The 12,943-nt window shown below is 64.7% G+C and carries 12 protein-coding genes; 8 read left to right on the forward strand and 4 right to left on the reverse strand.

Annotated features, from left to right (window positions below; genetic code table 11):
• The first annotated feature begins 3 nt into the window (after positions 1-3).
• The 5 genes from P9217_RS25015 (at position 4) to P9217_RS25035 (ending at position 4,521) form a co-directional block, all read left to right on the forward strand.
• Positions 4-585, forward strand: coding sequence for a cob(I)yrinic acid a,c-diamide adenosyltransferase (locus tag P9217_RS25015; RefSeq protein WP_278088004.1), 582 nt, complete (start codon positions 4-6; stop codon positions 583-585).
• A gap of 25 nt (positions 586-610) precedes the next feature.
• Positions 611-1,420: a rhomboid family intramembrane serine protease gene (locus tag P9217_RS25020; protein WP_127240568.1), complete on the forward strand. Its 810-nt coding sequence runs from the start codon at positions 611-613 to the stop codon at positions 1,418-1,420.
• Positions 1,421-1,668: 248 nt separating this feature from the next.
• On the forward strand, positions 1,669-2,418 hold the full coding sequence (locus P9217_RS25025; protein WP_127216820.1) for an electron transfer flavoprotein subunit beta/FixA family protein: 750 nt from the start codon (positions 1,669-1,671) through the stop codon (positions 2,416-2,418).
• A 23-nt stretch (positions 2,419-2,441) separates the two neighbouring features.
• Positions 2,442-3,371: an electron transfer flavoprotein subunit alpha/FixB family protein gene (locus tag P9217_RS25030; RefSeq protein ID WP_095799913.1), complete on the forward strand. Its 930-nt coding sequence runs from the start codon at positions 2,442-2,444 to the stop codon at positions 3,369-3,371.
• 271 nt (positions 3,372-3,642) lie between these two features.
• On the forward strand, positions 3,643-4,521 hold the full coding sequence (locus P9217_RS25035; protein ID WP_066990182.1) for a 3-hydroxybutyryl-CoA dehydrogenase: 879 nt from the start codon (positions 3,643-3,645) through the stop codon (positions 4,519-4,521).
• Positions 4,522-4,552: 31 nt separating this feature from the next.
• Here the strand turns inward: P9217_RS25035 and P9217_RS25040 are convergent, their stop codons facing one another.
• From P9217_RS25040 to P9217_RS25050, 3 genes are all read right to left on the reverse strand, one after another.
• Complete coding sequence (locus P9217_RS25040; protein ID WP_245460483.1) at positions 4,553-6,514, reverse strand: PAS domain S-box protein; 1,962 nt, start codon at positions 6,512-6,514, stop codon at positions 4,553-4,555.
• A gap of 132 nt (positions 6,515-6,646) precedes the next feature.
• Positions 6,647-7,285, reverse strand: coding sequence for an NrsF family protein (locus tag P9217_RS25045; RefSeq protein ID WP_278088003.1), 639 nt, complete (start codon positions 7,283-7,285; stop codon positions 6,647-6,649).
• Between the two features lies 1 nt (position 7,286).
• Entirely contained in the window at positions 7,287-7,823 is a 537-nt protein-coding gene (locus P9217_RS25050) for a sigma-70 family RNA polymerase sigma factor (protein ID WP_066990192.1), read from the reverse strand.
• A gap of 204 nt (positions 7,824-8,027) precedes the next feature.
• Here P9217_RS25050 and P9217_RS25055 point away from each other — a divergent pair, with 204 nt between their 5' ends.
• The 3 genes from P9217_RS25055 (at position 8,028) to P9217_RS25065 (ending at position 11,847) form a co-directional block, all read left to right on the forward strand.
• Positions 8,028-9,035 (forward strand): iron ABC transporter substrate-binding protein, encoded by a 1,008-nt coding sequence (locus P9217_RS25055; RefSeq protein ID WP_095799910.1) that lies wholly within the window; start codon positions 8,028-8,030, stop codon positions 9,033-9,035.
• Positions 9,036-9,196: 161 nt separating this feature from the next.
• Positions 9,197-10,768, forward strand: a complete 1,572-nt coding sequence (locus P9217_RS25060; protein WP_278088002.1) for an iron ABC transporter permease — start codon at positions 9,197-9,199, stop codon at positions 10,766-10,768.
• Positions 10,765-11,847 (forward strand): ABC transporter ATP-binding protein, encoded by a 1,083-nt coding sequence (locus tag P9217_RS25065; RefSeq protein ID WP_278088001.1) that lies wholly within the window; start codon positions 10,765-10,767, stop codon positions 11,845-11,847. Before P9217_RS25060 ends, P9217_RS25065 begins: the two co-directional genes overlap by 4 nt.
• A gap of 7 nt (positions 11,848-11,854) precedes the next feature.
• Here the strand turns inward: P9217_RS25065 and P9217_RS25070 are convergent, their stop codons facing one another.
• The gene (locus P9217_RS25070) at positions 11,855-12,937 is read right to left on the reverse strand and encodes a sn-glycerol-3-phosphate import ATP-binding protein UgpC (RefSeq protein ID WP_278055930.1); all 1,083 of its coding nucleotides are present in this window, start codon (positions 12,935-12,937) and stop codon (positions 11,855-11,857) included.
• Between the last annotated feature and the right edge of the window lie 6 nt (positions 12,938-12,943).

Consider the following 12,943-nt stretch of genomic DNA (forward strand, 5'->3'; position numbering starts at 1 on the left):
AAGGTGGTCAAGCTCAACAAGATCTATACCCGTACCGGCGACGACGGCACTACCGGTCTGGGCAGCGGCGAGCGGCGCCTGAAGTCAGATCTGCGCGTCGAAGCCTACGGCACGGTGGACGAAGCAAATGCCTGCGTCGGCATGGCGCGCGTCCACACCGCAACCGATCATCCGGCGCTCGACGCCATGCTCTCCCGCATCCAGAACGATCTTTTCGACCTCGGCGCCGACCTTGCGGTCCCGGACGACGGCAAACCGCTCGACTACGAGCCGCTGCGCATCGTCGCCGCGCAGACCGGGCGCGTCGAAAAGGACATCGATGCTCTCAACAACGAGCTGCAGCCGCTGAAATCCTTCGTGCTGAACGGCGGCACGCCTGCCGCGGCAGCCCTGCATCTTGCGCGCACCGTAACACGGCGCGCCGAACGCCTCATGGTGGCGCTGGCGCAGGACCCGGCCGAGCACGTCAACCGCGAAGCACTGAAATACATCAATCGCGTCTCCGACTTCCTGTTCGTCGCCGCGCGGGCGGTCAATGACAACGGAAATGGCGACGTGCTATGGGTTCCCGGCAAGAACCGCTGACAATCGGGTATGGCGGGAGGGTCCGATGTTCATCCCGCTCTATGACACCAACAGGCTCCGCCACATCCGCCTGCAATATGTGACGATCGGCCTGATCGCCGCGAATGCCTTGGTCTATCTCGCGACCACGCTTGGCGGCGAGAGCTTCACCAATGCCGCAGTGCTTGGCCTCGGCTTCATCCCCTCTGTCGTCCATGACAAGGTGGAGCTGTCGCCCGAATTCGTCGTCATTCCCGAAAGCCTCAGCTATCTCACCTATTCCTTCCTGCATGCCGACATCTTTCATCTCGGCGGCAATATGCTGTTCCTGTGGGTGTTCGGCGACAATGTCGAGGACGCGCTCGGCCATATCCGCTACCTGATCTTCTACCTCGCCTGCGCGGCGGCGGGCGCTTTCTTTCAAGGTTTGGTCGGCTGGGATTCCCAGGTGCCGCTGATCGGCGCCTCCGGCGCCATCGCCGGCGTGGTTGCGGCCTATCTGATCCTCTATCCAAGAGTTAAGGTGTGGGTATTGGCCTTTGCGCGCATTCCCCTGCGCATCCCCGCCTTCATCCCGCTCGTCCTTTGGATCCTGTTCCAGCTCGTGATGTTTGCCGCCGGCGGAGAGGATCAGATTTCCTGGGCCTGCCACATCGGCGGCATCATTGCCGGCGCCGTTCTCGTCCTGGTGTTGCGCAGTCGCGGCGTGCCGCTGCTTGCCGGCGCAGACGGCGAGCCGGACCCGACGCCGAAGGTCCAGGAGGTCCCTCTCCCGATCGAGCCCGGACCAACGCCCGAGGCACCGGCACAGACGGCGCCTCGATGGGGCCGCGGCGCGGCGTCGCCGCCAGACTGAACCGATTTGAGTGCGACGTGCATATTGACGCGCCGGACTGCCGCCACTACGGAACGCCACCGCAGAGCATGATCCCGAAAAGTGGGAACCGCTTTTCGGAATGATCATGCTCAACCGAAACATCGGGGTGGAACTGCTTCTTGGCCGTTGGAGACCAGAATTCCGCCCGGAATGTCGGCTTTCGACAACTCTGACAAGGCGCACACTGCTATAGCGCGCCCGACTATCTCAGGAGAGGTGACAGGAAAATGAAGATCCTTGTGCCCGTGAAGCGGGTTGTGGACGCGAACGTCAAGGTCCGCGTTAAGGCCGACGGACTGGGCGTCGAGCTTGCCAACGTCAAGATGGCGATGAACCCGTTCGACGAGATCGCGGTCGAGGAAGCGATCCGGATCAAGGAAGCCGGCAAGGCCGAGGAGATCATCGTCGTCTCGATCGGCCCGCAGCAGGCGCAGGAGACGCTGCGCACCGCGCTCGCCATGGGCGCCGATCGCGCCATCCTGGTCAAGACCGACGAGCAGACCGAGCCGCTGGGTGTCGCCAAGGTGTTGAAGGGCGTCGTCGAGGCCGAGAAGCCCGGCCTCGTCATCCTCGGCAAGCAGGCGATCGACGACGACAGCAACCAGACCGGCCAGATGCTGGCGGCGCTGCTTGGCTGGGCGCAAGGCACCTTCGCCTCCAGGATCGAGCTCGCCGGCGATCATGCCAAGGTAACGCGTGAGGTCGACGGCGGCCTGCAGACGGTTGAGCTGAAAATGCCGGCGATCGTGACCGCCGACCTTCGCTTGAACCAGCCGCGCTATGCATCGCTCCCCAACATCATGAAGGCCAAGAAGAAGCCGCTCGACGAGAAGAGCCCGGCCGACTACGGCGCCGACGTCAAGCCGCGCCTGAAGGTGATCAAGACCGAGGAGCCCGGCGGCCGCAAGGCGGGCGTCAAGGTCAACAGCGTCGCCGAGCTGGTCGAGAAGCTCAAGAACGAAGCCGGCGTGCTCTAAAGCGGTCAGGAAAGGAACAGAAAATGGCAATTCTCCTCATCGCCGAACACGACAACGCAAGCCTTTCCGACCAGACCGCCAAGGCGCTCGCGGCGGCCCTGCAGATCGGCTCGGATGTCGATGTGCTGGTCGCCGGCAAAGGCGCCAAGGCGGCAAGCGACGCGGCCGCCAAGCTGAAGGGTGTTCGCAAAGTCCTGCTGGCCGAGGCCGACGAGCTCTCCGAACGCCTGGCGGAGCCGCTGGCCGCACTCGTCGTCTCGCTCGCCGGCTCCTATGACGCGATCGTCGCCCCCGCGACCTCAGCGGGCAAGAACGTCGCGCCGCGCGTGGCGGCCCTGCTCGACGTCGCGCAGGTCTCCGAGATCATCGAGGTGGTCACGCCCGACACCTTCAAGCGGCCGATCTATGCCGGCAACGCCATCCAGACCGTGCAGTCGACCGACGCCAAGAAGGTGATCACGGTGCGCACCGCCTCCTTCCAAGGGGCGCCCGAGGGCGGCTCGGCCCCGGTCGAGACGGTGAACGCCGCCGCCAATCCCGGCCTCTCCTCCTTCGTCGAGAACAAGCTCTCCGAAAACGACCGTCCCGAGTTGACCTCGGCCAAGATCATCATTTCGGGTGGCCGTGCTCTCGGCTCGTCGGAGAAGTTCCAGGAAGTCATCCTGCCGGTCGCCGACAAGCTCGGCGCCGCTGTCGGTGCCTCTCGCGCAGCGGTCGATGCGGGCTATGCCCCCAATGACTGGCAGGTCGGCCAGACCGGCAAGGTGGTCGCCCCCGATCTCTACATTGCCGTCGGCATCTCGGGCGCCATCCAGCATCTTGCCGGCATGAAGGATTCCAAGGTCATCGTCGCCATCAACAAGGACGAGGAAGCGCCGATCTTCCAGGTTGCCGACTACGGTCTCGTCGGCGATCTCTTCGTCATCCTGCCGGAGCTGCAAAAGGCGCTTTGACGCTTTCTGCTCTGGCATATTAAAATCGGAAGGGTGGGGTAGACGAAGTCGCCCCGCCCTTTTAGTTTGCACTGCACAAAAAGCAGGCCGGTAAAGGCTTGCGCAATTCCAGGAAAAGTCCGTACGGTTTTCCCTCCGGAATTGCGATAAACAAAAAAGGCAATTCCAGGAAAGTGCCGAGCCACTTTGCGTCCGGAATTGCGGGAAACAAAGAGAAGGGAGCGCTTCCGTGCCTCGCAGAAGCGGAAATGCTCCAGACGGGATTGGGGTAATGAGCAAGATCGAGACGATCGGCATTGTCGGCGCAGGTCAAATGGGGGGCGGTATCGCCCACGTCTCGGCGCTGGCCGGCTACAAGGTCCTGATCCACGACATCTCGCCCGACCGGGTCGAGAAGGGCATCGCCACGATCAGCGGCAACATGGCCCGTCAGGTCGGTTCGGGAAAGCTCGAGGAGAAGGCGCGCAACGAGGCGATGGCCCGCATCTCATCGGCGTCCGCCATGGCCGATCTTGCCGCCGCCGACCTCGTCATCGAGGCGGCGACCGAGGATGAGACGGTCAAGCGCAAGATCTACGCCCAACTCTGCCCGCAGCTCAATCCGGAGGCGATTCTCGCGACCAACACCTCCTCGATCTCGATCACCCGGCTCGCCGCGCAGACCGACCGGCCTGAGCGCTTCATCGGCATACATTTCATGAACCCGGTGCCGGTGATGAAGCTGGTCGAGCTGGTGCGCGGCATCGCCACCGAGGACCAGACGTTCGAGGCCGCCAAGACCTTCGTGAACAGGCTCGACAAGACGATCACCGTTTCGGAGGATTTCCCGGCCTTCATCGTCAACCGCATCCTGTTGCCCATGATCAACGAGGCGATCTACACGCTCTATGAGGGCGTCGGCACGGTGGACGCCATCGACACCGCCATGCGGCTCGGCGCCAACCATCCGATGGGGCCGCTACAACTGGCCGACTTCATCGGTCTCGACACCTGCCTGTCGATCATGCAGGTGCTGCATGAGGGCCTGTCGGACTCCAAGTATCGCCCCTGCCCGCTGCTGGTGAAATATGTCGAGGCCGGCTGGCTCGGCCGCAAGACCGGCCGCGGCTTCTACGACTATCGCGGTGACCATCCGGTGCCGACGCGCTGAGCCCCGCGACTGAACGCTCACTGCGCGGCGTTCAGGATGCCGCGGCAAGCGGCAGGGGCGCCGCCTCGTCCTTCGAAACTTCATCGGGTGCTGCCGAAACGCAGCCGCGGCCGGCCGCCTTGGCGGCATAGCAGGCGGCATCGGCGCGGGCGATGATCTCGTCCACCTCGCCGCAGCCGGCGCGGATCGGCGCAAGCCCGATGCTGGCGGCGATCGAATGCGGACGACCGTCCCAGCTGAAGCCCAGGTTGCGGATGGCTTCGATGATGCAACGCGCCGCGACCGTCGCTCGCGCCGGCGCGCCCGATTTCAGTATGACCGCGAACTCGTCGCCGCCCAGGCGGGCGACGATATCTTCCGGCCCGAGCACGTTGCGGATGGCGTCGGCGACGCGCTTCAGCAGCGCATCGCCCGCCGCGTGGCCGCCAGTGTCGTTGACCGCCTTGAAGTGGTCGAGGTCGACGAACATGAACTGATGCTCGCCGCCATTCAACCGGCACCGATCGACCAACTCCTCCATCGTGCGGATGAAGCTTGGGCGGTTGGCGAGCCCGGTCAGCGCGTCATGCGCCGCGGCATAAGCGAGCTGGCGCTGCAGGGCGCGCGCGTCGGTGAAATCCTGGAAGACGATGACGAGCCCGCAGAACTCGTCGCGGTCGTTCATGATCGGCGACACCATTTGGCGGATGCTGCAGCGCGTGTCGTCGCGCCTGATGAGCACGGCGCGGGCGTTCTGATCGCAATGATGGCGGTCGGCGGCCGAAGATCGTGTCAGGCCGATCCTCTGCCCGGTTTCCTCGTCGACCGCCCAGTAGACATCGCCGAGCACCTTGCCGAGCGCCTCGCCGCTGGCAATGCCGGTGAGCTTTTCGGCGACCGGATTCATGAAGGTGACGCGGTTCGCGGCATCGGTGCAGATCACCGCGTCGCCGATCGACTGCAGCGTCACCCTGAGCCGCTCCTTTTCGTCGGCGAGCATCGCCGCCGAGACCTTGCGCCGTTCTTCGGCCTCCTTGCGCTCCGTGATATCGGTCAAGCTGCCGATCGCCCGGATCAGCCGGCCCTCGCGGTCGCGTTCGATCGCCTTGCCGCGGTCGAGGATCCAGACCCAATGGCCGTCCTTGTGGCGCATCCGGAACTCGGCCTCGAAGAAGGCCGTCTCGCCGTCAAGATGCGCCCGGTCCGCCTCGGCGACGATTTGGCGGTCGTCCGGGTGGATCATCGTCAGCCAGCGGTCGGGGTCGCCGTCCAGCTCGCCATCGTCATAGCCCAGCATTCTGACCCAGGTTTCGGAGTAAGTCGTGCCGCCCTTGCGCATGTCGAGGCTCCAGACGCCTTGTCCGGCGCTGGTCAGCGCGAAATTCCAACGCGTCTCGGCTTCGGCGATGCGCGCTTCGGCCTGCTTGCGCGCATCGATGTCCTCGATCTGCGACACAAGATAGAGCGGCTTGCCGGTCTCGTCTTCGCGAATGACCGAGCCCGCGAGCTGCGCCCAGACCGGAGTGCCGTCCTTCTTGAGGTAGCGCTTCTCGAAATGAAAGGAATCGATCTTTCCCTCTTTCAGCGCGATCATCGTCTCACGGCCGATCTGCAGATCGTCGGGATGCGTGATCTGGAAGAAGGTCAGCGCCTCGATTTCCGCCCGGCTGTAGCCGAGCATCGCCGCGAAGGCGGGATTGGTCTGAAGGATGCGGCCGTCGAGGCCGACGATGGCGACGCCGATCGCCGAATCTTCCATCGCGCGGCGAAAGCGCTGCTCGCTCTCGGCAATCTGCCGGCGGTCGTCGATGATCCTGCGGATGAACAGCGCCGAGACAAAGAGCGTCACGGCGGTGACGGCGACCGATATCTGCAGGCAGAACTTCAGCGCGTCCGCACCGAGCTCCAGCGCCGGCAACAGGACCGACGCCATCAGGGTGATAAGCCCTGCCGCCATCAAGGCGAGCACAGCGCGCTTGCCGGCCCGCGGACCTTTCCAACTCAACCACGCCACAATGCGATCCCACCCCATGCGCAACTGCCACAACCCTGGCGGATCGATTTTAAGGAATGGTTGTAAGCTGCGGCGGCCACGCCGCTAACCGGCAAAGCAATTGCCGGCATGATTAAGGATCGGTGTGTAATCCTACCAGCGGACGAAAAACCGTCCGCCAAGCGCGCCGAGTGCGGTGAGGAAAGCGATCGCGATCGTGTACCAGGTGGCGACGAACAGCGGCGAATCGTCGAAGCAATGTGCGGCATAGAAGGTCGCCGCCACGCCCCCCGCGAGCAGGCCCGCGACCGCGCCGGCCAGCACCGGCCGCGTCGGCGCGCCATAGCGCAGCATGCCGAGGAAGATCGCCAGGGGACCGATGCCGATCAACGGGATGAAGCTCATGCAGATCATCATGTTGGTACCCACGAGCCGCCTGCCCCAGTCCGCCTCGGGCACGACGAAAAGCTCCAGGATGACCGCGATCACGACGAGCGCGGGCGCGGCGAGCATCCATAGTTTCGCTCGCCTGCTCGCCGCACCGGGCGCCGACAGCGCTCGGATCAGAGCGAATGCGCTGGTCGTGAGCGCCAAGGTGAAGACGAACTTCGATATGAAGCGCATCGTATGCATGGCCGGCATGATGTCCGGGCGCGGACCGATGGTCATGAAAAAGACCACCGCCGCGACCACAACCGCCACGCCGACGGCCAGCCACCAGGCGAGGCCAAGCGGCATCGCCTTGTTGCGGGCATCGGCGTCGAGCGCCTTTATGAGGTCCTCGGTTCTCATGTCACCGTCGTCCGAACCTTTTGGCGATCGCGGCAAGGCCGCGATGCAGCGACACGCGCACCGCCGTCTCGCTGATGCCGAGCTTGACCGCCGTTTCGCCGATCGAATGGCCGTCGACCGAGATCGAGGAAACCACGGAACGCTGCGAGGGCGGCAAGCCGTCCAGGGCCCGGTTTATGTCGCGCTCGCTCACCGTCTCCGCTTCCGGCTCGGCGAACGTCTCTGCGATCTCGTCGATCTCGACCTCGATGCGACGGCCGCGCCTGCGGAATGCATCGATCAGCTTGAAGCGGGCGATCGCATAGACCCATGGCAGCACCGGCGCGTCTTCTCGCCACGTGTGCCGTTTGACGTGAATGGCCAGCAAGGTTTCCTGCACGACATCCTCGGGGTCGACCCCGCCCTGGACGATCTTGCGCCGGACGAAGCCGCGAACGAGAGCGGCTATCCGGTGAAGAAAGTCGGCGTAAGCCCTTTCGTCTCCCGCGATCGCGGCCCTGAGCAGCCGGGAAAGCTCGGCCTCGTCCTTGCCGGTCACAAGAGTTTACCCCCGATGTTCGCGTCTCGGCCCTGGTTTGTTACGTGTCCGGCGAAATAATGTCCAAGCCAAAGTACCGGAAAATCACGAAAGTTTGCGGCACGGCGACCGATTGAAGCAGGCCGGAATGTTGACTATTGTAATCAGGTATTTATAGGTGCGCCTGAGCCCGAACCCCTGTCTCCAGATTTGAGGACGATGCCCATGAAAACTGCCTTTTCCACTCTTGCCGGCGCCGCCGCGCTGGCGCTCGGCCTGATCGCCGGACCGGCCATGGCGGAGGATGCAGGCATCATCGTCTACAACGCCCAGCATGAAAGCCTGGCCAAGGAATGGGCGAAGGGCTTCACCAAGGAAACCGGCATCAAGGTCACGCTGCGCAACGGCGGCGACAGCGATTTCTCCAACCAGATCGTCGCCGAGGGTGCTGCCTCGCCGGCCGACGTGTTCCTGACAGAGAATTCGCCTGCAATGGCGCTGGTCGAGGCGGCCGGCATGTTCGCGCCGGTGGATGCCGACACCCTCGCTCAGGTTCCGCAGGAATACCAGCCTTCGAGCGGCAAATGGGTGGGCGTCGCCGCGCGCAGCACCGTCTTTGCCTACAACAAGGACAAGCTCAAGGAAGGCCAGCTGCCCAAGTCGCTGCTCGACCTTGCCGATCCGAGCTGGAAGGGCCGGTGGGCCGCCTCGCCGTCCGGCGCCGATTTCCAGGCCATCGTCAGCGCGATGCTCGAGCTCAAAGGTGAAGCCGCGACTTCCGACTGGCTGAAGGCCATGAAGCAGAACTTCACCGCCTACAAGGGCAACAATACGGTGATGAAGGCGGTCAATGCCGGGGAGATCGATGGCGGCGTGATCTACCACTACTACTATTTCGGCGACCAGGCGAAGACCGGCGAGAACAGCAAGAATGTCGGCCTGCATTATTTCAAGAACCAGGACCCGGGCGCGTTCGTGTCGATCTCTGGCGGCGGCGTGCTGGCCTCGAGCAAGCATCCGAAGGAAGCCCAGGCTTTCTTGAAGTGGGTCACCGGCAAGGCCGGCCAGGAGGTTTTGAAAACCGGGACCTCTTATGAATACGCGGTCGGCAAGAATGCCATGTCGAACCCGAAGCTCGTGCCGCTGGCCGATCTGCAGGCGCCCAAGATCGATCCGACGCACCTGAACTCGAAGAAGGTCATCGACCTGATGACGCAAGCCGGCTTGCTTTAGTCCGCGTTCGTCCTAAAAGGACAACCGACCGTGCTCCCGCCGGAATTCGCTTTCCGCGGGAGCGCTTTTGTTTTGGAGATGGCCTCGTCGATGACGATCATCTGCGTTTCCGACCGCGTTCGCGGTTCATCAGATCGTCTCCAGGCGGTGCATTCCGGCTGATGTCCGCGATCGACCTCACGCATTCGGGGCCGCCGGCTGCCGCAAGGCAGAGCCGGCGGTCCACGTCGTGGATTACGCTTGCGGCCGCCATCGTCTCGCTGATCGCTCTCCTGCCGCTTGCCTTCATCGTCTGGGTGGGCATCCAGACGGGATGGGACACGGTGGTGGCGCTGATCTTTCGGCCTCGCGTCGGCGCGCTCCTGGTCAACACCATCCTGCTTGTCGTCCTGGCCGTCCCGATCGCCATCGCGCTGTCGGTGGCGCTTGCCTGGCTGACCGAGCGCAGCGACCTTCCCGGAAACCGTTGGTGGTCGTGGCTGTCGGTGGCGCCCTTGGCAATTCCCGCCTTCGTCCACAGTTACGCCTGGATCAGCCTGATCCCCGACCTGCACGGGCTCTGGGCCGGCGTGCTCGTCTCCGTCATCGCCTATTTCCCGTTCCTCTATCTGCCGATCGCAGCGGCGCTGCGCCGGCTTGACCCTGCGCTGGAAGATGCCGCCGCAGCGCTGGGCCTCGGACCCTGGCGCGTCTTCGCGCGTGTCGTGCTGCCGCAGTTGAGGCTGGCCATCTGCGGCGGTTCGCTGCTGGTTGGCCTGCACCTGCTTGCCGAATACGGGCTTTATGTCTTCATCCGCTTCGATACCTTCACCACCGCGATCGTCGACCAGTTCCAGTCGACCTTCAACGGCGCGGCGGCGAACATGCTCGCCGCCGTGCTGGTCGCCTGCTGCTTCGTGCTGCTTGGCGTGGAGGTGATCGTGCGTGGTGAGGAGCGTTATGCCCGCGTCGGCTCCGGGGCGGCGCGCCAGCAGCAGCGTGTCGCCCTCGGCCGCGCCACGCTGCCTTGCTTGCTGCTGCCCGCCGGGACTGCGCTGCTCACGCTCGGCGTGCCCTTTGTGACCGTCGGCCGCTGGCTGCTTGCCGGTGGCGCCGACGTCTGGCGTTGGGACGAGATCAGCCTGGCGCTCGGCCAGACGCTGGTCCTCGCCGTCACCGGCGCGCTGCTTGCCACGGTCGCCGCAATGCCCATGGCCTGGATCTCGATCCGTGCGCCCGGCCGCTTGCAGCGCCTGCTCGAGAGCTGCAACTACATCGTCGGCTCGCTGCCGGGTGTGGTCGTCGCGCTGGCGCTGGTGACCATCACCGTACGCATCGCCTTGCCGCTCTATCAGACGCTCTTCACCATCCTTTTCGGCTATGCGCTGATGTTCCTGCCGCGCGCGCTGGTCAGCCTGCGCGCCTCGATCGCCCAGGCGCCGGTGGAACTCGAACGCGCGGCTTCGAGCCTCGGCCGCCCGCCGCTCAGGGCGCTATGGTCGACCACGATCCGGCTGTCGGCGCCGGGCGCGGCGGCCGGGATGGCGATGGTGGCACTCGGCATCACCAATGAATTGACCGCCACGCAGATGCTGGCGCCGAACGGCACCCGCACCCTTGCGATGGCGTTCTGGTCCTACAGCGGCGAGATCGACTACGCCTCGGCCGCCCCTTACGCCTTGATCATGGTGGCGATGTCGCTCCCCATGACCTGGGTGCTCTACGTCCAGTCAAAGCGGATGGCCGGCCGATGAGCTTCCTCGAGCTCCGCGACGTAGCAAAACATTATGGCCCGGTGGCAGCACTTGCCGGCGTCGACCTCACCGTCGAAAGCGGCAGCCGCACCGCGATCGTCGGACCCTCCGGCTGCGGCAAGACCACCTTGCTGAGGCTGATCGCCGGCTTCGAGGCGCCAGACCGCGGCCGCATCGCGCTCGACGGCAAGCTGCTCGCCAATGGCGGGGCGGCGGTACCGGCGCATCGCCGCGGCATCGGCGTGGTGGCGCAGGACGGCGCCCTCTTCCCGCATCTCACCATCGCCGACAATATCGGCTTCGGCATGCCCCGAAGCGCCGAGAAGCGCGCCGAGCACATTGTCGAGCTCGCCTATATCGTCGGGCTTGACAAGGCGATCCTGAAGCGCCGTCCGCACGAGCTTTCCGGCGGCCAGCAGCAGCGTGTCGCGCTTGCCCGTGCCATGGCGATGAAACCCCGCCTGATGCTGCTCGACGAGCCGTTCTCGGCGCTCGACACCGGCCTCCGGGCCTCGATGCGCAAGGCGGTGGCCGAGCTTCTGGAGGATGCGGGCATCACAACCATCCTGGTCACCCACGATCAGGCCGAGGCGCTGTCCTTCGCCAGCCAGGTGGCCGTCATGCGCGACGGCCTGTTCTCGCAGGTCGGCACGCCGCGCGAGCTCTACTTCCAGCCCAGGGACAGGATGGTTGCCGAGTTCCTCGGCGACGCCATCATCGTGCCGGCCAAGATCGCCGACGGCTTTGCCATATCGCCGCTCGGCCGCATCGCGGTCAACATCACCGAGCGGCGCGACGTCGCCCGTATCATGCTCAGGCCCGAGCAGGTGGTGCTTAAACGAACCTCCCGCGAAGGCATGTCGGGGACGCCGGACATGCTGTTCGGCGAGGTGACGGACTCCGAATTCGCCGGCTCGGTCTGCACCATCGCCGTGCGGCTGCTCAATAGCCCGGATCCGCCGGATGCGGCCGCGATCGGCAACACACCGCTCGTCCTGCGCAAGACCGGCATGGACGTGCCGGAGGTCGGCGAGATCGTGCGCCTCACGGTGACCGGCAAGGCGCATGTGTTTGCCTGAAGCTGAGTCAAGAGGAGGGGCTTACGCTGCCGAGGCGCCTGCCGCCCCGATCGAACCAGTGCAACTTCTCGGCTGTGGCGGTGATGCGCAACTTGTCGCCGGGCTTTGCCGCCGTGCGGCCGCCGACCCGTACCACGATATTATTGCCGGCAGCCGAGCAGTGCAGGAAGGTTTCCGCGCCGACCGGCTCCACGGCCTCGACCGTTGCGGGCAGCATCAGCGCCCCGGATCGGTCCTCGGCATCGGCGACGAGTTCGGCGTCCTCGGGCCTGAAGCCTAGCATTGCCGCCTGCCCGCCGGGCGGGGCAAGAACAAGCAACTTTCCTTCCAGCTCAGTTGCAGAACTTTCTGTGCTCAGTGAGAGCAGGTTCATCGGCGGCGCGCCAATGAAGGACGCGACGAATGTCGAGGCCGGCTTCTCGTAAATGTCGAGGGGAGCGCCGATCTGCTCGACCAGCCCCGCATTCATGACGACAAGCATGTCAGCTAGCGTCATCGCCTCGAGCTGGTCGTGGGTGACATAGACCGAAGTGACGCCGAGCCTGCGCTGCAGGCTCTTGATCTCGACCCGCATCTGGCCGCGCAGCTTGGCGTCGAGGTTGGAGAGCGGTTCGTCGAACAGGAAGACTTTCGGATTGCGCACGATCGCCCGGCCCATGGCGACGCGCTGTCGCTGGCCGCCGGAAAGCTCGCGAGGGCGCCGGTCGAGCAGTCCCGACAATTCCAGCACCTTGGCAGTTGAACGCACTCTGCTGTCGATCTCGGCTTTCGGCGTGCCGCGATTACGCAGGCCATAGGCCATGTTGTCGTAGACCTTCATATGCGGGTAGAGCGCGTAATTCTGGAAGACCATGGCAATGTCGCGTTCGGTCGGACCGACGGCATTGACGATCTTGCCGTCGATCGCAACCGTTCCGGACGAGATGGTCTCGAGTCCGGCGATCATCCTGAGCAACGTCGATTTGCCGCAGCCGGAGGGACCGACCAGCACGCAAAGCTGCTTGTCCGGAATGGCGATGGAAACGCCTTTCACGGCCTCGACGCCGCCGGCATAGAGCTTCCTCACATCATTGAGATCAACCGTCGCCATCGCCCC

The organism is Mesorhizobium sp. WSM4989 (assembly GCF_029625795.1).
Lineage (GTDB): Bacteria > Pseudomonadota > Alphaproteobacteria > Rhizobiales > Rhizobiaceae > Mesorhizobium.

Excerpts from the sequence above, each read along its gene's own strand:
- P9217_RS25020 (WP_127240568.1), top strand. The coding sequence starts at position 611 with ATGTTCATCCCGCTCTATGACACCAACAGGCTCCGCCACATCCGCCTG.
- P9217_RS25025 (WP_127216820.1), top strand. The coding sequence starts at position 1,669 with ATGAAGATCCTTGTGCCCGTGAAGCGGGTTGTGGACGCGAACGTCAAG.
- P9217_RS25030 (WP_095799913.1), top strand. The coding sequence starts at position 2,442 with ATGGCAATTCTCCTCATCGCCGAACACGACAACGCAAGCCTTTCCGAC.
- P9217_RS25035 (WP_066990182.1), top strand. The coding sequence starts at position 3,643 with ATGAGCAAGATCGAGACGATCGGCATTGTCGGCGCAGGTCAAATGGGG.
- P9217_RS25045 (WP_278088003.1), bottom strand. The coding sequence starts at position 7,285 with ATGAGAACCGAGGACCTCATAAAGGCGCTCGACGCCGATGCCCGCAAC.
- P9217_RS25055 (WP_095799910.1), top strand. The coding sequence starts at position 8,028 with ATGAAAACTGCCTTTTCCACTCTTGCCGGCGCCGCCGCGCTGGCGCTC.
- P9217_RS25060 (WP_278088002.1), top strand. The coding sequence starts at position 9,197 with ATGTCCGCGATCGACCTCACGCATTCGGGGCCGCCGGCTGCCGCAAGG.
- P9217_RS25065 (WP_278088001.1), top strand. The coding sequence starts at position 10,765 with ATGAGCTTCCTCGAGCTCCGCGACGTAGCAAAACATTATGGCCCGGTG.
- P9217_RS25070 (WP_278055930.1), bottom strand. The coding sequence starts at position 12,937 with ATGGCGACGGTTGATCTCAATGATGTGAGGAAGCTCTATGCCGGCGGC.